Here is a 19,786-nt window from a genome sequence, read left to right on the forward strand (position 1 = left end):
GATCATGACCGATACCGGCAGACCGGCGCAGGGCCGGTTCACGCGGCGGGGGCTTTTGAAGGGCGCGGCCCTGATGGGGTGCTCCGTCGCGGCGCATCCCCTGACCACGGCCATCACCTTCGCCTCGGCGCCCGGGGATGCGCGGCTGGTCGTGATCATCTTGCGCGGCGGGATGGACGGGCTGGACGTGGTACGCCCGGTCGGCGATCCGGGCTTTGCGGCGCTGCGTCCCGCAGCCAGTCCGGGGCTGGACCTGGGCGGGTTCTACCAGCTTCATCCGGCGCTCAGCCCGCTCTACCCGCTGTGGCAGGCGGGGCAGCTGGGGGTCGTCCACGCGACCTCGACCCCCTATCGCGACAAGCGCAGCCATTTCGACGGGCAGGACCTGCTTGAGGCGGGGACGGGCTTTGACGTCGATGCCCCGCATGTGCGTGATGGCTGGTTGAACCGGATGCTGCAGACGACGCCCGGGCTGCGCGGCGAGACGGCCTATGCGGTGGGCAGCGAGGAGTTGAAGATCCTGAGCGGCGCGGCGCCCTTCAAAAGCTGGTCGCCCGACGCGCGGCTAAATCTGACCGCGCAGGCCCAGCTGCTGCTGGGCGAGGTCTACAAGGACGATCCGCTGTTCCGGGGCGCTGCGGACCAGGCGATCCAGCTGGCCGAGCTGGGGCGGTTCGGCGGCACTGCCCCGCGCGAGGTCGCGCTGGCCGAGGCGATGCGCAAGGGCGGCGGCCGCGCAGGCGAGGCCCTGGCTGCCTTTGCCGCCGCGCGGCTTTACGACGAGGCGCGAATCGCGGCCTTTTCGCTGCCCGGCTGGGACACCCATCGCGGGCAGGAGGGCGCCATCACCCGCTCGTTGGGGCGGCTGGCCGAAACCATCTTGGTGCTGAAGCGCGGGTTGGGCCCGGTCTGGGACAAGACCGCCGTGCTGGCGATGACCGAGTTCGGGCGCACCGCGCGGCTTAACGGCACCGAGGGCACCGATCACGGCACCGGTGGCGCGATGCTGACCGCCGGTGGGGCGCTGCGCGGGGGGCGGGTTCTGGGCAGATGGCCGGGCCTTGGCGAGGCCGACCTTTACGACCGGCGTGACCTGATGCCCACCTCGGACGTCCGCAGCTATGCCGCCTGGGTGATGCGGGGGCTGTTCGGGGTAGAGAGATCCGCGATCGAAACCAGCATATTTCCGGGGCTCGACCTCGGCGAAGATCCCGGGCTGGTGCTATAGGCGAAACCGGAACGGCCAGCGCAAGTCGGTGGCACATTGCGGCGGGACACCGTCCGGCAAACGTCCCTTGGGTGGTGCTCGTATTGACACCCAAAACGGGGAAGGCGCTGCTTCAAGCGAAAGCAGCCGAGGTCTTACCGTCCGGTTACCTCTTCAGGCGCGGTCGGTGTCGGATTGGGAAAGCGCGGCGGCGGGCTGCGCCACGGGCGTGGCACTGTCCCGAAGCGCGTCCGCCGCGGGGTCGAGCCGGACCAGGGTGCCGGTGATCGCGATGCACAGCGACAGCAGACCAGCCGCGAACACCGCCCGCCCGAGCACCTTTGCAGGGGTCTGGGGCAGCTCGATCCCGTCGATCACGCTTTGAAGCATCGCATCGCTCCCTGAACTCGGTCAGACCCGGCTTGCAGTGGGATCTGAGTTAACGGTTTCTTTCTTGATCACCCTGAAATCGGGCAGGATTTTGGTCATGGACGTATATTGAGGTGGCAGTCTTCGACCCGTTCATCCCCGGCCGGGCTCTGTCCGGCCTCCCAAGGCGTGGCCGCGCGGCGCGGGGCCAAAGGATCATGCGCTCAACGGGGTCTTCGACAGGCGGCCCAGACGTTCCTGCACCATGCCCGCGAGCATCGCCCGTTGCGGGGCGGCGGCGTGGTCGGTCTGGCGCATGAAATCCTGTGCCGCTGTCACCAGCAGGGGGTCGCCGCTGCACAAACCCAACCCGCGAACAAAGCCTGCGGCGTAGGAGAGCGTCGGATCGTCGGTGCCGGCATCTAGCAGCGACGCGGCCAGCGACAGGTCGTCCTGCAAGGCTGCACGGTCGGGCGAAATGGGCTCTTCCACCACCAGCCGCGGCTCGCGCAGCTGCATGTCCTGCGGCAGCAGCCGGATCAGTTCGGCCTGCACCTGCGACAGGGTGCCGAAGGGTTTTTCCAGGAACCCGTCGGCGCCCGCCTCGGTCGCGCGCCCGGCCAGCGTGTCATCGCCCGAGATGGCCAGGATCGCGGGCACCCGGGGCCGCGCCGCCGCCAGGTCAGACAGCAGGGACAGGCCCGATCCGTCCGGTAGACCCAAGTCCACGATCACGATGGTGGGGCGGTAGGTCGTCAGGTGCCGCGCGGCCGACCGAAGGCTGTCGGCCCGGCGGATCCGCGCCCCGCTGCGCAGGCAGATCAGGCGCAGCGCTTCGCCGGCGAAGCGGCTGTCCTCGACAACCAGGACCGTCTGCCCCAGCAGGGGGCGGTCCCGCGTCGGGCGGGGGACGAATTGCATGCTGTCGTCAATCAACATCGGGCATATCCTGAAAACGGCGCCTTCGGGCGCGGGGCCTCGTCTGGATCAGCATGAGTCGATAAGGCTAAGGAAGGGTTAAGCGCACCGCGCGGGCGGCAGGGAGGTCCGGGCATGATCGGTCGGCTCAATCACGTGGGCATCGCGGTGCCGGACCTCGCGGCCGCGGCGGCCCAGTATCGCGACACGCTGGGGGCCGAGGTCGGCGCGCCCCGCGATCTTCCCGAGCATGGCGTCACGGTCATCTTCGTCACCCTGCCCAACACCAAGATCGAGCTGATGCAGCCCCTGGGTGCCGCGTCGCCCCTCTCGGGGTTCCTGCGCAGTGCGCCCGCGGGCGGGATGCACCACCTGTGCTACGAGGTGCCCGACATCGTCGACGCCCGCGACCGGCTGGTGCGGCAGGGGGCGCGGGTGCTGGGCGACGGAACGCCGCGGATCGGCGCGCACGGCCGTCCGGTTCTGTTCCTGCACCCGAAGGACTTTGCCGGCTGCCTTATCGAGCTGGAGGAGACGGAGCCCCGTCCGGCCGATGGTGCCCGGGCAGGGCGGCCCCAGCCGGCGCGACCTTAGGAAGCAGCCCCCTTGTTTTCCCGCGCGTCCCGGGCTTTGTGACAGGCACCCCGAGTTGCAGGAGGAGACGCCCCAATGGCGATCACGTCGGCCATCGTGCTTTTTGCCGTCATCTGGTTCATGGCGCTGTTCGTCGCGCTGCCGATCCGGATCCGGACGCAGGGCGATCTGGGCGACATCGTTCCGGGCACACATGCGGGCGCGCCCGAACATATCTTCTACAAGGCCAAGTTCATCTGGGTGACGGTTGCCACCATCGTCATATGGGCGGCGGCCTGCGCGATGATCCTGTGGGGGCCTATCGGGGTGCGTGATCTCGACTGGTTCGGGCGAATGGATCCGCCTGCCGGGGCCGCCCGCGACGTGCCAGCCGATGATAGAGGTGCGTGAAGGTCGCCGCACCCAGGACCGGAACCGCGAGGTTCAGGATCGGCACCGATAGCGGCAGCGCCATGAGCGTGCCTGCGATCCAGATTTCGGGCGCATGACGGCGCCGCATCGCCCTGGCGCCCGCCCGGCCCAGCCGCCGCATCGCCAGAAGCTGGAAATACTCCTGCCCCAGAAGCCAGCCGTTCATCGCCAGGAAGATGAACGGCGCCAGCGGGGCGACCGCAAGATAGATCGCCAGCGCCACGAGGTTGGCCGCGAAGATCACCGCCAGGAACCGCAGGCTGTCGCTTAGCCCCTGCAGCAGACTCAGCCGCGGCGCGGGGGCAAGCGCGGGATAGTGCCGCGCCTCGACCGCGTCGGCCACGTCGTCGAGAAAGATTGACGTGAAGGCCGAGGCGACAGGCACCATCAGGAACACCGACATCACCAGCATCAGCAAGATCGACGCCCCCGAGAGCAGGTCGTCGACCCAGGCGATCTGGCCGATCAGCGGCAGGGTGACGGTGTCTGGCAGCACGGTGTTCAAGAGCCAAAGCACCAGCGCGTAGACCGCGACCAGCAGCAGCACGGTCAGGCCGATGCCCTTGGCCAGCACGCGGCGGAACACCGGGTCGCCGGTCTGCGCCAGCGCCTTCCAGAAATCGCTCAGGATCATCGATTTGCCTTCTTTGTCCGTGGGGGCGCTTCGGGGGCGGGCCTCAGGCGTCGGCCCAGGTGACGATGCGGTCGAGATCGGGGCGCGGACGCTCGGGCGGGGTCACGCGTTCGGTGCCGATATAGATGACGCCGGCGATCCACTCTTCGGGCGCGAGGCCCAGGCCCTCTTCGCAGAAAGGGCGGTCGTGGCTGGGCCAGCCCGACAGCCAGTTCGCCCCCCAGCCCGCGGCAAGCGCCGCGTTCAGCAGTTGCAGGCAGGCCGCCCCGGCCGACAGGGTCTGTTCGATGGCGGGCACTTTCTCGGAGAGTTTGGGGCAGGCGACAACGGCGACGGCCAGAGGCGAGCCCGCATAGGCCGCGCGTTCCTTGGCGACCTTTTCCTCGGGCTGGTCCAGCGCCGCGCCGCGCGCGACGACCAGATCGGCCAGCCGGTCCAGCGCCGCGCGTTCGAGAACGATGAACCGCCAGGGCTCAAGCTTGCCGTGATCGGGGGTACGCGCCGCCGCGGTCAGGATCGGCCGCAGCGCGTCGCGATCGGGTGCGGGGGCCCCAAGCGTCTTGGCCGGGCGCGACCGGCGCGACAGAAGGAAGTCCAGCGCGGCGGGGTTGGGATCGGGCATCAGTGTCTCCTGAACGGTCGGGCGACGGGCGGCGGCTGTCGCGGTAGAGGCGCGGGCGGCGGCCGGTCAGCTGCCGCCGTGATAGGCTGCGAGCGCGTCGATCTGCGCATCGAGAAAGGCGTCGAACGCCGGTCCCGGCTGTCGCGCGGCCAGTGTCGCGGCCAGCGGATCGGGCGCCTCGATCTCGCTGCCGGCCAGCGCGGCGATGGCGGCATGACCGCAGAACGGCACGTGCACCTCCGAATACCCGCCTTCGTGGACCAGCACCAGACGCCCGCCACAAAGATCCTGTGCCGCGGCCTTCGTTCGCCGGGTCAGCGCGCCGAAGGTGTCCGCCGTGGCCAGCATCCGCCCCAGGGGGTCGACCGCCGAGGCGTCGTAACCGCAGGCAACGACAATCGCGTCGGGTCGGAACCGGTCCAGTGCTGGGCGCAGGATCCGGTCGAAGGCGGAAAGGTAGGCGCGGTGCCCGGTGCCGGGTGGCAGCGGCACATTGACGTTGGCACCTTCGCCGGCCCCGTGTCCGCGATCCTCGGCCGCGCCGGTATCGAGCGGATAGTTCCTCTCCTGATGCAGCGACAGCGTCAGCACCTCGGGCCGGTCGTAGAAAATCGCCTCGGTCCCGTTGCCGTGGTGCACGTCCCAGTCGATCACTGCGATACGGCTCGCGGCCCCGGTGGCCAGAGCCTCCTCGACCGCGATGGCGATGTTGGCCAGCAGGCAGAATCCATTGGGCCGGTCGGGCAGGCAGTGGTGCCCCGGCGGGCGGGTCAGCGCATAGGCCGACTTCAGATCGCCAGAAAGAACCCGGGCCAGGGCGGTGACGGCAAGGCCCGCCGACTGGATCGCGATCTCGTATCCGCCGGGAAGGAACGGGGCGCGAGGACCAAGCTCGCCTCCCGCCGCATTGGACAGCGCCCGGAACGCGTCCAGATACTCGGCCGGGTGGACGCGCAGAAGCTGGTCGCGTGTTGCCGCAGGCGCCCCGCCCGCGGTCAGCTGGGCGGTAAGCCCGGTGACATCCATCAGCGATTTCAGCCGGCGCTTGGTCTCGGGGCTTTCGGGCAGGCCCGCGCCCGAGGGTTCGACCAGTCCGCCCACCGGCACCGTCAGGGCATAGTGCCCGCCGCCGTGCCAGAAGCAGCGTTCGTCCCAAAAAAATCCCGTGCGTTCCGTGCCCATGCCTGTCCCCCCTCGCATTTCGCCGCTGGCTTTCGTATCCCGACCGTGACCGCGGGCCGCGCCGCTGTCCACCCGCCACCCCGCCCGCCACTCCGTCCGCATCCCGCAAGGAGCCCGTCATGGCCCGACCCGCAGGCCCGGATCTTCCGGCCCCGACCCCGGGCGACGAGATCGCGGTCCGGGTCACCCCGCGGGCGGCACGCAACGCGGTGGTCGAGGGCACGCCGCTGCGCGTCTACGTCACCGTCCCGCCCGAGGACGGAAAGGCCAACGCGGCGGTGCAGAAGCTTCTGGCCAAGGCACTGGGCGTGCCGAAATCCCGCCTGACCCTGCTGCGCGGCGCCACCTCGCGCGACAAGGTCTTTCGGGTCGAGGGCTGAGTTTATCTTGGCCCCCGGTGAGGGGCCGGGCGAGGGGGTGATGTGGGTTGGCCCAGAGAAACGGGGCCAGAACAGCGGCACCAGTAGCCGGTTGGGGGATTGCACAAAGCACAAGCTCGGCTGCGACATCGTCGGGGTGGGGGCCGCAGGTTGGATTGGATCGCGCGGCGAGCGGTCCCGGCGGGCCGGGGCAGGGCGGGTCACGATTGCGCGGGCCATCTCGACCGCGCCAAGCCCCCCGTCAGCCGCGACGCTTCGGTTCGATGCGATAGGCGCCTTCGGGCAGGTCCAGCGCCGCGGAGAGGTCGCGCACCTGCGACAGGGACAGGGTGATCTTCTCCATCCTGTCGGTGCGGGGGTCGAATTGTTCGACCGTCACGCAGTCTTCGAAGGCCTGCACGATCACGTCCTCCTGACGGTGCGGGGCGGCTTCGTCGACCAGGGTGATCACGGTCGCGTCGAAATCGTGCTCGATGGTGAACATGGGCGTCAGGATAGCCCGCCCCGCGCGCCCTGCAAGAGGGTTCGCGGCAGGGTGGGTCCGGGCGGGGCGCCGAAAGGGGGTGGCGCCATGCAGGACAGCGGATATGGTGCCCCTCGGATCGCCCGGGCCGGGCCGGCGCCGCGGATTGGTGCGGGCGACCTCTGAGACCCCGACCGACCGCCGCGGCCATCGCGGCCCCGGTCGGACGGACCGATTGCTGCGTTACGAAAGGAGCCTTGGATGCGTGCCGTCTCCGGCCTCTGCCTCGGGCTGTTCGCCCTGATCCTCGCCGCCTGCGAGCCTGTCGCCACGGGCCCTGGCCCCGCCGGGCCAGCCCCCACGGCACCGGTGCCGCGCATGCCGCCCGGGGACGCGGGTGACGTCGTGCCGCGGGCCACTGCACAGGTCGCCGCGCGGAACTTCGTCGACGTGATCGACCGAGTCGAACCCGTCGCCGAAAGCTTTTGCCGCAGCCAGACCACGGGGATGAACTGCGATTTCGCGATCGTCGTGGACGACCGCCAGGGGCTGGCGCCGAATGCGTTCCAGACCGTCGATTCCTCGGGGCGGCCGGTGGTCGGCTTCACGCTGTCGCTGATCGCCGAGGCACGCAACCAGGATGAACTGGCCTTCATCCTCGGACACGAGGCGGGGCATCACATCGCCGGCCATCTCAGCCGGTCGCGCGATGCCGCGGTCACGGGGGCCATCCTCGGCGGCATCCTCGCCTCGGTCGGTGGCGGCGATGCCGCGGCGGTGCGCAGCGGCCAGCAGTTCGGGGCGCAGCTTGGCGCGCGGCGCTACTCCAAGGACTTCGAGCTCGAGGCCGATTCGCTTGGAACGATCATCGCCGCGCGGGCGGGCTACGACCCGTTGCGCGGGGCCGAGTTCTTTGCCCGCTCACCCGACCCGGGCAACGAGTTCCTGGGGACCCATCCGCCCAACGCCGAACGCATCGCCACGGTGCGCCGCACCGCCGCCGGGCTGTAACGTCCCGGGTGCAGGGCTGAAATCCGGTTCGGGCCATTTGCCGTCGGGCATGGTGGCCCGGGCCGTTTGATCCATATCATGGTGACCCTGCGACAGGCAGGGTTTCTGTCGGGGCAGGACATGGCACGACCCGCCAGAAAGGACCCCGGACATGAGCTTTTTCGATCGTCTCGACCAGCATTTCGACCTGTTTTCCGGTATGGCGGCGCATCACGGCGCCGACCCGGCAGACCTGGCCGGGCAGCCGAATGGCGCCTCCCGCCTGCGCGCCGCCGTCCTGCGCTGCACGGGCTGTTCGCGCAGCGGAGCCTGCGCCGCGTGGCAGGCCCGCCACCTGCCGCAGGACCCCGCCCCCGAGTGGTGCCGCAATGCCGACCTGCTGCGCGGCCTCGCACCGGCCTGAGGCCCCGGGCCCGGTCGGGGCGGAACCTTGCGGTCTGGCTGCGCGCGGGCTGCAGACTGCCGCCCCGGAGGGCGCAGGTCCGGAACAGATCGGGCGCAGGGGGTGCCGCAGGGCGTAGGCCATGATCAGCGCTCCGGGATCCCGGCCCACCGGGCTCTGGAACGCCGCGTAAGGGCTGCGCGTTTAGGGGGTATCAAGTCATTGATCGGAGGAGAGACCGATGTTGACGCAAGACGATACCCGCACCCCCGCAGCCGACACCACGCGCCCCACCCGAGCGCTCGTCGCCTCGACCGAGGTTGACGGCACCGAGGTCTACAGCCCCACGGGCGACCACCTGGGCCATATCGATCACCTGATGATAGACAAGGTTTCGGGCCGTGTGGCCTATGCCGTCATGGCCTTCGGCGGGTTCATGGGGATGGGCGAAGAGCATCATCCCATCCCCTGGGCCAAGCTGCGCTATGACCCGACGCGCGGAGGTTTTACCAGCGATGTCACCCGCGAAGAGGTCGAGGGCGCGCCGAGCCGTCCGCGCGACTGGCGCGATGACCGCGCATGGGAGGAATCGGCGTTCTCGCACTACGGTGTGACGCCCTACTGGATCTGACAGAACGCGTCGGATGACGCCGAAGCACGCAGGGCGCGGCTCCGAAAGGGACCGCGCCCTGCGCCTGTCCGGGGACACCACGGGGCATTGCAGCCGGGCCTTGCCCGCGTCACAACCGCCTGGCGAAGCGTGGCTGCAGAGCGGTCCGCGCATATATCGACGAACCGCGAGCGGGCTTTCCCGCACTTTGCCTGCGCTTGGCACAGGCTTGGCCCGCGCTTGAAAGGACACTGCATGGATCGGGATTTCGAAGGACAGGTCGCCGTGGTCACCGGGGCTGGGGCCGGGCTGGGGCGGGCCCATGCGACGGCACTGGCCAAAGCGGGCGCGCGGGTCGTCGTCAATGACATCGCAGGCCCTGACGGCGGGCCCAGCGCGGCAGCGCAGGCGGTGGTGGACGAGATCGAGGCCGTGGGCGGCACAGCGGTGGCCGAGCCCGCGGACGTCGCCGATCGGGCGCAGGTCGCCGCGCTTGTCGCCCGAGTGCTTTCGCGCTGGGGCCGGATCGACGTGCTGGTCAGCAACGCGGGGATACTGCGCGACCGGTCATTCGCCCGGATGGAGATGGCGGATTTCGACCGCGTCGTCGCCGTCCACCTGACCGGAACCGCCAATATCTGCCACGCCGTCTGGGGCGCGATGCGGGACCAAGGGGCGGGCCGGATCGTCCTGACGACCTCGTGCTCGGGGCTTTATGGCAATTTCGGACAGGCGAATTATGCCGCGGCCAAGATGGGCATCGTCGGACTGATGAAGACCCTGCGGCAGGAAGGGGCCAAGTACGACATCCGCGTCAACGCCATCGCGCCGCTTGCCGCCACGGGGATGACCGACGGGATCATCCCGGACGCGGAGGCGGCACTTCTGGTGCCCGAGGCGGTGTCGCCCGCGGTGCTTTTCCTGGCCAGCGGCGCAGCGCCATCGGGCGTCATCATGGGCGCAGGCGCCGGGGCCTACTCGGTGATCGAGGTGGTGGAAAGCGCCGGTGTCTACCTGCCGCCCGAGGCACGCAGCCCGTCCGATTTCGCCCGCGCCTTCCCTCGGATGTCCGACATGACCGGCGCCAGAACGCTGGAGACGGGGTTCGACCAGACGGGCAAGTTCCTCGCAACCGTGGCTGCCGCAAAGAACGGGTAGCGCACGTCGAGCCGGGTGGTTGGTCATGGCGAGCGGTGTCCTGCGTCGCTGCAGCTCCACCCTGGTCCTGACCCGCTGCCGAAGGGGGCAACTCGGATCCCGGGATCAGCGCGGGACGTCGGTCGCCGGTTCGGCCTGACCGTCGGTCCCGGTCTGGGGCAGCTCAGGGTCGGTGGTCTCGTCGCAAAGCCACCGGGCCGTCGCCTCGTCCGCCGCGATTTCGTGCCAGGTGATGGCAGGAAGGTCGTAGGGATGCTGGTCGCGGATCAGCCGGGTCAGCGCAGCGGTTCGGGACGAGACCGTCTTGAGCACCAGAAGCGCCTCGCCATCCTCCTCGACCGCGGCCTCCCAGCGAAAGACCGAGGTGACGCCGCGCAGGACATTGCCGCAGGCGGCCAGCCGTGCCTCGACCGCCGCGCGGGCGATCAGCAGGCCGGTATCCGCATCCGGGCAGGCGACGTGCAGCTCGACGGGATCGCTCATCAGACCAGCCGTCCCCATAGATCGTATTCACCGGCCTCGTCGACCTCGACCGTGACGATATCGCCGGGGGACAGCCGCTCGTGCCCCTCGTCGATGAAGAGATTGCCGTCGATCTCGGGTGCGTCGGCCTTGGTGCGGCAGGTGGCGGCGTCGTCCTCGACCAGGTCGACGATGACCTCCTGCCGGGTGCCGACCTTCGCGGCCAGCTTGGCCTCGGAGATCGCCTGCGCCTTCTGCATGAACCTCTCCCACCGCTCCTGCTTGACCTCGGGCGCGACATGGTCGGGAAGGGCGTTCGACCGCGCGCCCTCGACGTTTTCATACTGGAAGCACCCGACCCGGTCGAGCTGTGCCTCGTCCAGCCAGTCGAGCAGGGTCTGGAACTCGGCCTCGGTCTCGCCGGGGTAGCCGACGATGAAGGTCGACCGCAGGGTCAGGTCGGGACAGGCGGCGCGCCATGCCGCGATCTCGTCCAGCGTCCGCGCCGCGGCGGCGGGGCGCGCCATGCGGCGCAGCACATCGGGATGCGCGTGCTGGAAAGGAATGTCGAGGTAGGGCAGTAGCCCGCCGCCCGATGCCGCGCCCGCGTTTCCGGCCATCAGCGGCACCAGGTCGCGGACATGCGGATAGGGATAGACGTAGTGCATCCGCACCCACGCCCCCAGCGATCCCAGGTCGCGGGCGAGATCGAGGATCGGCGCCTTAGCGTCACGGTCTTTCCAGTCGGTGCCGTAGGCCGACGTGTCCTGGCTGATCACCAGAAGCTCGCGCACCCCGGCTTCGACCAGTTTCTCGGCCTCGCGCATCACCGCCTTGTGGGGGCGCGAGGCGAGGCGTCCGCGCATGTCGGGGATGATGCAGAACTTGCACTTGTGATTGCAGCCTTCCGAAATCTTCAGGTAGCTGAAATGCCGCGGGGTGAGGCTGACGCCACTGGCGGGCAGCAGGTCGACAAAGGGATCGGGCGCGGGCGGCACGGCGGCATGGACGGCGTCCAGCACCTGTTCGTACTGGTGCGGCCCGGTCACGGCCAGCACCTTGGGGTGCGCGCCGGTGATATAGGCGGGCTCGGCGCCCAGGCAGCCGGTCACGATCACCCGGCCATTGGCGCTGAGCGCCTCGCCGATCGCGTCCAGGCTTTCGGCCTTGGCACTGTCGAGGAACCCGCAGGTGTTCACGATCACCGCGTCGGCGCCCGCGTAGTCGGGTGAGATGCCATAGCCCTCGGCCCGCAGGCGGGTCAGGATGCGTTCGCTGTCGACCAGCGCCTTGGGACAGCCGAGCGAAACCATGCCGATGGTCGGCTGGCCGTGGTGGGCGGTCTCGGTGACGCGGGCGCGGGCGAGATCGGGGCGAAGGTCGGGCGGGTTTTGCATGGCCGCGATATAGGGGCAAAGCCCGCCCTGCAAAAGGCCCGTCTTGCAGCCACGGTGCGCCTTGTCTCACCCTTCGGTTGCGGAGTTGCGGGCAGGGGGGGCGATGGCTGTGGGACGGCCAAGGGCTGTTCGCGCCCGATTGCATTTGCGGCGGTCGGGGGCGGCGGTGCCTGGGCCTTCACCGCGGCAACCGGGCTCCGCTCCCGGCGTCGCCGCGTCCGTACCGAACCGACGGGAAGAGCGCATTGCTTCGGTTGCAGGCCATGCCGGGTCTCCGCCCAGGTTTGTCAGGTCGCGCTGCGGCCCGACGGAGACGATCAATGCACGGCCCGCGCGCCGTCGGCCACGTCGTAGGCCCGGCTGTGCGGGACATGGCGTCGTCCGGGCCATCGGCCCGGGCGCTCCGTGGCGGGTGCGGGGGCTCAGGAGGTCGCTTCGCTCATGCGCTCGGTGCAGCGGGCGGCCCAATCCCGGATCTTCGGGTTTTCCGGCATGATGTCGGGGAACCAGGCAAAAGGCGAACTGCACAACATGTCGGCTGCGCTGAAGTCGTTCCCCAGAAGCCATGGACCCTTTGCCAGTGCCTCGGCCAACCGATCGACCATCGTGTCGAGATCCCGCAGCGATGCCGTGACCGCGGGGTGGCTGAAACCGGCCCAATGCAGGACCAGCAGGGGCTCCATGATGCCCTGATAGTAGAACAGCCACGACAGGTACGCGCCCCGGCCGGGCTCGCCGGGAAGAGGCGCCAGCTTTGCCGCGGGATAAGCGTCTGTCAGGTAGGCGATGATGGCGCCGCGCTCCCGCACGGTCTCCTCGCCATCCACCAGAAAAGGCACCTTCTTCTCGGGGTGCGGGTTGTCGGGATCCGGCGCCCCCGTCCCGTCCTGGCGGGGGATCGTGACCTCTCGGATCGTGACGTCGGCGTTCAGCATCCGGACCAGCGTCGCGACGGTGTCCGAGCGGGATCGGGGGGAATGGTAGAGAATGGGCATGGAAGTATCCTTTCGATATTTGCGGGTTCGGTGTACGCGTCGGCTGCTGACAGAACGAGGCAGCAGGCTATGGCCCGCCAGGACCGATTGATGCGCTTGATGGACGTTCTCCGTCGCCTGCCCGCGCCGGTGACGGCGGAACGACTTGCTGCCGAGACCGAGATTTCGCGCCGCCAGCTTTACCGCGACATCGCGACATTGCGGGCCGGCGGCGTCCTGATCGATGGCGAGGCCGGCTATGGCTACACGCTGACCGAAGACCCGGCCCTGCCGCCCCAGAGTTTTTCCCGCATAGAGATCGAGGCCCTCATGCTGGGTATCGGCAGCCTCGACGCCTTGGGCGACGCGGATCTGGCCCGTGCCGGGCGCGATGCGATCGCCCGCATCATCGCCACACTTCCCGACGGCCAGGCCCGGCAAGCCATGCACACGATCCTGCGGTCGTGGCGACCCTCCGACAGCAGGCCGGTGGTGAACCTCGACATGGATCTGGTGCGGCGATCCTGCTGGGAGGAGACGAGCCTCTGGATTTCCTACTGCGATCTGAGCGAGCGCCGGACCGAACGGGAAATCTGGCCGCTGGGTCTGTCCTACGGGCCGAACGCATTGATACTGCTTGGCTTTTGTCAGCTCAGACAGGATTATCGCCTGTTTCACGCAGCTCGGATCGAAAAGATGCGCCCCGGCGGAACCAGCTTCCGTCCGCGACGGGTGGACCTGCTGCGAGGGTACCTGCTGCGCCGGTCGATGCAGCACAAGGAGGGAGGCGGCCGCGACTGAGCGGGAGGCAGGCGACGTCCCATGGGGGGAAGTGAGACGCCGGGGGGGAGTGCCTCGACGCGGATAAGCGGCATCCGAACGGCGTTCGTCACTGGCCATTCTCAGGCAGGCCGGCATCCGCATGCCGGCCCCCATGCGGCTGGATTTGTCCCGGGGCGCGATCTGATACGACCCGAATGCGCCCTCTGTCCCCCCCCGGTTAGGGTAGCTGCCCGGGCTGAAGGCCCACGTATGCGGACCTCGGGGCGCCGCCATGCAGGCACCCCGAGGCTGATGTCATAGCCGGGAAACAACGTGTTCTCCGGCGCTTGCCCCGTGCGGAAAGGTAAAGGAGGTCTCGCCCAGCACCTGCAACCCGGCGATCCCGTCAGCCCCCTGTGGGGATGAGCGCATGTGGTCACAAATTCAGATGGGGAGTTCTGATGTCGCCTTTTCCGTCGAGATCACGATCGATGTTCGAAACTTCCGGACATTCTCATCGGAAAAGAAAAAGCGATGGGTGAAGGCCTCGTAATCGGGGATGTCCCTGGCCATGACGGTGAGAATGAAGTCGGATTCGCCGGCGATACAGTAGGCATGGGTGATCATGCGCTCCGCACGCGCCTTGCGCTTGAAGGCGTCGATCTGATCGATTCGATCCCGCTCGAGCTCGACCGCCACGATGGCTGTGAGGCCAAGCCCGACCTGTTCGGGATCGAGGATCGCCACCTCACGCCGGATCGCCCCGGCCTCCCTCAGGGCGCGCATCCGTCGCTGCACCGAGGCTGTCGAGAGGCCGGTCATCTCCGCAAGGGATTGCAGCGAGGTTCGCACGTTCCTTTGGAGTTGATCGAGAAGTTTCCGATCCAGAGTGTTCATGATGTCACCGGGTCTTATTCGCAGGGATTCTGATCGTCCATGGGCGCATATGGCCCGAAATCAGTATCGTGCGCATCATCAGTGTCGCCTAGGATGCGTGTCATGAAGCATGGTATGATATCCGGGGCCGTTGCAATAGTGCCCCTTGCCCTCGGGGCGGCCGTCTATGGCTTTGCCTTCGGTCTTCTGGCGTCGCAGTCGGGCTTTCCGTGGTGGGGCGTCGGAGTGATGAGCGTCTCGGTCCATGCCGGTGCGTCGCAGATCGTCGCCGTGGAGCAGTTCGCCACGACCGGCACCGTTCTGGGGGCCGTCCTCGCAGCTGCCGCGTTGAACCTGCGCTACGTCGGCATCGTCGCGTCCTTGTCGCAGGTGCTGGACGGACTGCCGCTGGGCAGGAAGCTGATTGCCATCCACATAACGGGGGACGAGAACTGGGCCCTCACCATGGCGCGGCGGGCCAAATCTCCCGACGTTGGTGCGGCGTTCCTGATGGGATCGGGCCTGGTCATGATATCCGTCTGGACGGCCTCCACCGCGGGCGGGGCGTTGATCGGAGCGGTCCTGCCGGATCTCGAACGTTTCGGACTGGGCTTTGCCTTCACCGCGGCGTTCATCGCTATGGCCCGTGGTCTCTGGCGGGGGCGGGGCCGCGCGCTGCCCTGGGCCGTGGCGGCCGCGGCGACGATGGCTGCCATTTCGTTCGGAGCGCCGAGGGCCTACGGAATCGTCGCGGGGGCGCTGAGCGGGTTGGTCGTCATATCCATGATGCGCCGGATCACCCAACGCGGAAACCGCTTGGGCAAGAAGGGGAGGGCGGCCTCATGACTGGCGCGCACTGGGCGGTGATCGGTCTGCTGGCGGTCGGCGCGTTTGCGATCCGCGTCTCGGGGCTGGTCGCGGGGCGACGTATCCGGGACTCGCGTCATGCCTGGGTGCTGGACGATCTGCCGGGCCTGATCGTGGTCAGTCTGGTCACCTCCTCTCTGGTGGGGCAGCCCTTGCTGACCTGGATCGCGGCAGCAGTGGCGCTGGGCATCGCGATCCTGACGGATCATGTCATCGCCACCATGGCGGTGGGCGTATCCGTCTTTGCGGCTCTGTCCTGGCTAGGGGTGTGAGGGGTACACCCCGCCCCGCGGCGACACGGGGCGGTAACCCGGGCCCGGAGCCGGGTCATGAACGGATCAGTGACGTTCTGGCGCGCGAAGCGGCGGAATTTCGGTACTCCCGGTCCCCACGGACTTCCCCGATCCCGCGAGGCTGAGGGCCCGGCGCGTCTTTCTCTGTTGATGGGTGGGATCATGCACCGGGCCCGCCGCCTGGGCCCAACACGCACGCGGGGGGGGCAACCCGTCGTGCCGCAACACGACAGGGCAGGCGAGGCCCACGCTCCGCTTCTGTCGCTGTCGGCCCTGAATGGTCAGCAGGTGCGGGGCTTCACCGCCTCGCTGCGGCGATGTCCAGACCGGCATGCATGCACGAACCGGCCCGGGCGACGCGAAGGGGCCGGTCGCCCGGGCAACCGACATTCGTTGCAGTGGAGCGGCGCAGGGATAGGCGGGCTGGGGAAACATCGTTGATTTCACGCTGAAATTGATGGCGCCGAAGCGGATATTCCGGGCGGTGCCGACTGAACGCCCCCGAGCAAGCCGGGCGCTGCATCCGCGGGCGGCGTATGCGGTTGCATACGCGGGCCCTTTGCCACATGTTGTGCGCACATATTTTCCTGTTCCGGCGGTCGTGAATGATCTCTTTGCCCACCCCGATTTTCGTCCCGATGCTGGCCAGGCTTGGCGGAGGCCCGGAATGAGCGCGGCAGAGGAGACCGGCGGGGCGCCGCTGCTGACGGTTCGTGATCTGTACGTGGGCTTCGGCCGCAACGCCGAGAAGACGCCTGCCGTGCGTGGCCTGAACCTGACGGTGCGGTCCGGCGAAACCGTCGCCATCGTCGGGGAAAGCGGGTCGGGTAAATCCGTTTCGGCGCTGTCTATGGTGCGGCTGGTCGAATTCGGCGGAGGCCGGATCACCGGCGGTGAGATCCTACTGCGACGCCGCAACGGACAAGAGGTCGATCTTTGCCAGCTGGACGAGGATGCCGCACGCGAGCTTCGCGGCGACGAGATCGCGATGATCTTCCAGGAACCGATGACCTCGCTCAACCCGGTGTTCACCGTCGGGGACCAGCTGGTCGAGGCAATCGTCACGCACCGCGACAAGAGCCGCGCCGCGGCCCGGGCGACCGCGCTGGAGATGCTGCAGAAGGTGCGCATCCCCAATGCCGAGCGGATGCTGAAACGCCACCCGCATCAGTTGTCGGGCGGGATGCGGCAGCGGGTGATGATCGCGATGGCACTGGCCTGCCGTCCGCAGCTTCTGATCGCGGACGAACCGACCACCGCGCTCGACGTGACGATCCAGGCCCAGATCCTCGGGCTGGTGCGCGATCTGCAGGACGACGAGGGCATGTCGGTCCTGTTCATCACGCACGACATGGGCGTGGTGGCCGAGATCGCGGACCGTGTCATCGTCATGTACCACGGCGAAAAGGTCGAAGAGGGTCCGGTCGCCGAGATCTTCGCCGCCCCGAAACATCCCTATACCAAGGCGCTTCTGGCCGCCGTGCCGAAACTGGGCGCGATGGCGGGCACCGATACGCCGCGCCCCTTCGACATGGTGCGCGCCGCGCCTGACGCTGAAGGCGGCGACAGCACGCCCACCGATCCCGCGGCCGAGCCGCAGACGACCCCGGCTGCCCCGACGCCCGTGGATTACGCTGCCGAGCCGATCCTGTCGGTGCGCGGCCTGACCACGGCGTTCGACATCCGCGGCGGCCTGCTCAACCGCGTCAACAGCCGGGTGCACGCGGTCGAGGGGATCGACCTCGATATCTGGGCGGGCGAGACGCTTGGCCTCGTGGGGGAAAGCGGCTGCGGCAAGTCGACGACCGGGCGCTCGATCCTGCGGCTTGTCGATTCGCATGCCGATCAGCTGCACTTTGCCGGGAATGACCTGACCGACATGGCGCCTTCGCAGCTGCAACGGCTGCGCCGCGACGTGCAGTTCATCTTTCAGGACCCCTATGCCTCGCTCGATCCGCGGCTGACGGTGGGCTATTCGATCTGCGAACCGATGCTGATTCACGGGCTGGAGACACGGCGCAGTGCCAGCGACAAGGCGGCCTGGCTGCTGGAGCAGGTTGGCCTGTCGCCCGAGCACGCCGATCGCTATCCGCACGCCTTCTCGGGCGGGCAGCGCCAGCGCATTGCCATCGCCCGCGCGCTGTCGACCGACCCCAAGCTCGTGATCGCGGACGAGGCCGTCTCGGCGCTCGACGTGTCGATCCAGGCGCAGGTCGTGAACCTGATGATGGAGCTGCAGCAGCGCTTCGGGCTGGCCTACCTTTTCATCAGCCACGACATGGCGGTGGTCGAGCGGGTCAGTCACCGCGTCGCGGTGATGTACCTGGGCCAGATCGTCGAGGCGGGCACCCGCCGCGCGGTCTTCGAAAACCCGCAGCACCCCTATACGCGCCGGCTGATGGCCGCGGCCCCGGTGCCCGACCCCGAAAGCCGCAACCGCACCCGCGTGCGGATGACCGGCGAGGTGCCGAGCCCGGTCCGCGCGATCGGAGATCCGCCGGTCCGCACGCCGCTGAAACCGGCGGGCGAGGGGCATTTCATCGCCGATCCCGAAGGCTTCGTGATCGCCGATCCGGTCGCAGGACAATCCCCGGCGGGCTGACGTCCGGGGCGAAGACCAACGCATAAAACAGTTCCATAACCTACAGGGAGACCTTCGACATGGCATACCTCAAGACAACCGCGCTTGCCGCCGTTCTCGCGGCGACGGGCGGCCTTGCGCAGGCGCAGGACATCAAGGTCGCCATGGATCAGGTGTTTCACACGCTCGATCCGCAGGACAGCAACTACAACGTAGACTTCTCGTCGATGGAAGGCGTGTTCGAACGCCTGATCTCGTTCGACGAGGACATGGGCCTTGTCCCGCAGCTGGCCACCGAGTGGGAGGCCAACGAAGACGCGACCCAGTTCACCCTGACCCTGCGCGAAGGCGTCGTGTTCCATGACGGCACGCCCTTCAACGCCGAGGCGGTGAAGGCCAACCTGGAGCGGCTGGCCGACCAGAGCCAGAACCTGGCCAAGAACAGCATGTTCAACATGGTCGACAGCGTCGAGGCCCCCGACGAGACGACCGTGGTGATCAACCTCAAGGAACCCTTCGGCGCGATGATCAACACGCTGGCTCACCCTGCCGTGGTGATGCACAGCCCCGCCTCGCTGGAAGAGGGCGATGTCAGCGACAATCCCGTCGGCACCGGTCCCTTCCGCTTTGACGAATGGGTCCCGGGCGAACAGCTGCGGGTCGTCGCGAACGAGGATTACTGGGATTCCGAGTGGCCGAAGGTCGACAGCGTCACCTTCTACCCGGTCCCCGAGAACGCGACGCGGGTGTCGATGCTTCTGTCCGACGAAGTTCAGTTCGTCTACGTCCTGCCCGCCGAGCTGGCCGAGAACGTCGAATCGAACGACAACTACGAGGTTCTCAGCCGCGAAGGTCTGACCGTCTGGACCGCGGCGATGAACATGAACAAGGAGCACTTCCAGGATCCCAAGGTGCGCGAGGCGTTCAACCTCGTCGTCGATCAGGAAGCCTTCCTCCAGGTGGTCTATTCGGGCCATGGCTCGGTCCCCGACAGCCCGATCGCGCCCAACACCCAGTTCCACGAGGCGCAGGAGCCCGCGCTGTCGACCGACGTCGAGCGGGCCCGCGAACTGATGGAAGAGGCGGGGTACGGCGACGGTTTCGAGGTCGAGATCTGGGCCCGCAACAACTCGACCGAGGTGCGGATGCTGCAGTTCCTCAAGCAGCAGCTGAGCCAGATCAACGTCGACGCCACTGTCCTGCCGCTCGAAGGGGCGACCCGGTCCGAGCGCCTGTTCGGCAGCAACGTCAACCCCGAGACCATCGAGTATGACCTGGCGATCGGCGGCTGGTCGCCCTCGACCGGCGATGCCGACTGGCACCTGCGGCCGGTCTACGCGACCGAAGGCTTCATCCCCGCGATGTACAACATGGCCTTCTACTCGAACGAGGTGGTCGACGGGGCCGTGGCCGAAGCGCTCGCCACCGCCGATCCCGAGGCGCGGGCCGCAGCCTATGCCAAGGCGCAGGAACAGATCTGGGCCGACCAGCCCGCGATCTTCCTGGCGGTCGACGAAAAGATGGCCGGCCGCAAGAAGGGCGTGACCGGCGTCATCAAGATGCCCGACGGCACCATGCAGTACAGCCACGCCGCCGTCGAAGAATAAGAGGGCCCAGGCCCTTTATAGACACC

Annotated in this window: 23 protein-coding genes; 13 read left to right on the plus strand and 10 right to left on the minus strand. The window is 68.3% G+C overall.

The window, feature by feature from the left end; translation table 11 throughout:
• The first annotated feature begins 4 nt into the window (after positions 1-4).
• Positions 5-1,228 (plus strand): DUF1501 domain-containing protein, encoded by a 1,224-nt coding sequence (locus EKE94_RS00200; protein ID WP_127904596.1) that lies wholly within the window; start codon positions 5-7, stop codon positions 1,226-1,228.
• A 153-nt stretch (positions 1,229-1,381) separates the two neighbouring features.
• Here the strand turns inward: EKE94_RS00200 and EKE94_RS00205 are convergent, their stop codons facing one another.
• Entirely contained in the window at positions 1,382-1,597 is a 216-nt protein-coding gene (locus EKE94_RS00205; RefSeq protein ID WP_127904597.1) for a hypothetical protein, read from the minus strand.
• 195 nt (positions 1,598-1,792) lie between these two features.
• Complete coding sequence (locus EKE94_RS00210) at positions 1,793-2,515, minus strand: response regulator (protein ID WP_127904598.1); 723 nt, start codon at positions 2,513-2,515, stop codon at positions 1,793-1,795.
• A 114-nt stretch (positions 2,516-2,629) separates the two neighbouring features.
• Here EKE94_RS00210 and mce point away from each other — a divergent pair, with 114 nt between their 5' ends.
• Together mce and EKE94_RS00220 are read left to right on the plus strand one after the other, a co-directional pair.
• Entirely contained in the window at positions 2,630-3,088 is a 459-nt protein-coding gene (gene mce, locus EKE94_RS00215) for a methylmalonyl-CoA epimerase (protein ID WP_127904599.1), read from the plus strand.
• A 75-nt stretch (positions 3,089-3,163) separates the two neighbouring features.
• Positions 3,164-3,478, plus strand: coding sequence for a DUF1467 family protein (locus EKE94_RS00220; protein ID WP_127904600.1), 315 nt, complete (start codon positions 3,164-3,166; stop codon positions 3,476-3,478).
• Here EKE94_RS00220 and EKE94_RS00225 read toward each other — a convergent pair.
• The 3 genes from EKE94_RS00225 to EKE94_RS00235 form a co-directional block, all read right to left on the minus strand.
• Complete coding sequence (locus EKE94_RS00225; RefSeq protein WP_127904601.1) at positions 3,387-4,133, minus strand: EI24 domain-containing protein; 747 nt, start codon at positions 4,131-4,133, stop codon at positions 3,387-3,389. The genes EKE94_RS00220 and EKE94_RS00225 overlap by 92 nt on opposite strands.
• A 43-nt stretch (positions 4,134-4,176) precedes the next feature.
• Positions 4,177-4,755: a nitroreductase family protein gene (locus tag EKE94_RS00230; protein WP_127904602.1), complete on the minus strand. Its 579-nt coding sequence runs from the start codon at positions 4,753-4,755 to the stop codon at positions 4,177-4,179.
• Positions 4,756-4,821: 66 nt separating this feature from the next.
• Positions 4,822-5,937: a class II histone deacetylase gene (locus EKE94_RS00235; RefSeq protein WP_127904603.1), complete on the minus strand. Its 1,116-nt coding sequence runs from the start codon at positions 5,935-5,937 to the stop codon at positions 4,822-4,824.
• A gap of 119 nt (positions 5,938-6,056) precedes the next feature.
• On the opposite strand from EKE94_RS00235, the gene EKE94_RS00240 reads away from it, so the two are divergent.
• Positions 6,057-6,317 carry a DUF167 domain-containing protein gene (locus EKE94_RS00240; protein ID WP_127904604.1) on the plus strand — a complete coding sequence of 87 codons (261 nt, stop codon included), beginning with the start codon at positions 6,057-6,059 and terminating at the stop codon, positions 6,315-6,317.
• A gap of 241 nt (positions 6,318-6,558) precedes the next feature.
• On the opposite strand, the gene EKE94_RS00245 is transcribed toward EKE94_RS00240, so the two are convergent.
• The gene (locus EKE94_RS00245) at positions 6,559-6,801 is read right to left on the minus strand and encodes a hypothetical protein (protein WP_127904605.1); all 243 of its coding nucleotides are present in this window, start codon (positions 6,799-6,801) and stop codon (positions 6,559-6,561) included.
• A 240-nt stretch (positions 6,802-7,041) separates the two neighbouring features.
• Here EKE94_RS00245 and EKE94_RS00250 point away from each other — a divergent pair, with 240 nt between their 5' ends.
• From EKE94_RS00250 to EKE94_RS00265, 4 genes are all read left to right on the plus strand, one after another.
• Positions 7,042-7,791, plus strand: a complete 750-nt coding sequence (locus tag EKE94_RS00250) for a M48 family metallopeptidase (protein WP_127904606.1) — start codon at positions 7,042-7,044, stop codon at positions 7,789-7,791.
• A gap of 151 nt (positions 7,792-7,942) precedes the next feature.
• The gene (locus EKE94_RS00255; RefSeq protein ID WP_127904607.1) at positions 7,943-8,194 is read left to right on the plus strand and encodes a DUF6455 family protein; all 252 of its coding nucleotides are present in this window, start codon (positions 7,943-7,945) and stop codon (positions 8,192-8,194) included.
• Between the two features lie 220 nt (positions 8,195-8,414).
• Positions 8,415-8,804, plus strand: coding sequence for a PRC-barrel domain-containing protein (locus tag EKE94_RS00260; protein ID WP_127904608.1), 390 nt, complete (start codon positions 8,415-8,417; stop codon positions 8,802-8,804).
• Positions 8,805-9,038: 234 nt separating this feature from the next.
• Complete coding sequence (locus tag EKE94_RS00265; protein ID WP_127904609.1) at positions 9,039-9,941, plus strand: SDR family NAD(P)-dependent oxidoreductase; 903 nt, start codon at positions 9,039-9,041, stop codon at positions 9,939-9,941.
• A 105-nt stretch (positions 9,942-10,046) separates the two neighbouring features.
• On the opposite strand, the gene cutA is transcribed toward EKE94_RS00265, so the two are convergent.
• The 3 genes from cutA to EKE94_RS00280 form a co-directional block, all read right to left on the minus strand.
• Positions 10,047-10,424 carry a divalent-cation tolerance protein CutA gene (gene cutA / locus EKE94_RS00270; protein WP_127904610.1) on the minus strand — a complete coding sequence of 126 codons (378 nt, stop codon included), beginning with the start codon at positions 10,422-10,424 and terminating at the stop codon, positions 10,047-10,049.
• Entirely contained in the window at positions 10,424-11,809 is a 1,386-nt protein-coding gene (gene rimO, locus EKE94_RS00275; protein WP_127905419.1) for a 30S ribosomal protein S12 methylthiotransferase RimO, read from the minus strand. The genes cutA and rimO overlap by 1 nt, the downstream gene beginning before the upstream one ends.
• Positions 11,810-12,222: 413 nt before the next feature.
• Positions 12,223-12,795: a glutathione S-transferase family protein gene (locus EKE94_RS00280; protein ID WP_127904611.1), complete on the minus strand. Its 573-nt coding sequence runs from the start codon at positions 12,793-12,795 to the stop codon at positions 12,223-12,225.
• A 69-nt stretch (positions 12,796-12,864) separates the two neighbouring features.
• Here EKE94_RS00280 and EKE94_RS00285 point away from each other — a divergent pair, with 69 nt between their 5' ends.
• Complete coding sequence (locus tag EKE94_RS00285) at positions 12,865-13,575, plus strand: helix-turn-helix transcriptional regulator (protein WP_127904612.1); 711 nt, start codon at positions 12,865-12,867, stop codon at positions 13,573-13,575.
• 405 nt (positions 13,576-13,980) lie between these two features.
• Here EKE94_RS00285 and EKE94_RS00290 read toward each other — a convergent pair whose 3' ends face one another.
• Positions 13,981-14,433, minus strand: a complete 453-nt coding sequence (locus EKE94_RS00290) for an Lrp/AsnC family transcriptional regulator (RefSeq protein ID WP_127904613.1) — start codon at positions 14,431-14,433, stop codon at positions 13,981-13,983.
• 102 nt (positions 14,434-14,535) lie between these two features.
• Between EKE94_RS00290 and EKE94_RS00295 the strand changes: the two genes are divergently transcribed.
• From EKE94_RS00295 to EKE94_RS00310, 4 genes are all read left to right on the plus strand, one after another.
• Positions 14,536-15,258 (plus strand): AzlC family ABC transporter permease, encoded by a 723-nt coding sequence (locus EKE94_RS00295; protein ID WP_127904614.1) that lies wholly within the window; start codon positions 14,536-14,538, stop codon positions 15,256-15,258.
• Entirely contained in the window at positions 15,255-15,551 is a 297-nt protein-coding gene (locus EKE94_RS00300) for an AzlD domain-containing protein (protein WP_127904615.1), read from the plus strand. Before EKE94_RS00295 ends, EKE94_RS00300 begins: the two co-directional genes overlap by 4 nt.
• A 688-nt stretch (positions 15,552-16,239) precedes the next feature.
• Positions 16,240-18,174, plus strand: coding sequence for an ABC transporter ATP-binding protein (locus tag EKE94_RS00305; protein WP_127904616.1), 1,935 nt, complete (start codon positions 16,240-16,242; stop codon positions 18,172-18,174).
• A gap of 59 nt (positions 18,175-18,233) precedes the next feature.
• A complete protein-coding gene (locus tag EKE94_RS00310) occupies positions 18,234-19,760 on the plus strand; it encodes a glutathione ABC transporter substrate-binding protein (RefSeq protein WP_127904617.1) in 1,527 nt (508 codons plus the stop codon).
• The last annotated feature ends 26 nt before the right edge of the window (positions 19,761-19,786 follow it).

Origin of the sequence: Mesobaculum littorinae, assembly GCF_004011175.1 — a bacterium.
In the GTDB taxonomy this organism is placed as follows: Bacteria; Pseudomonadota; Alphaproteobacteria; order Rhodobacterales; family Rhodobacteraceae; genus Tranquillimonas; species Tranquillimonas littorinae.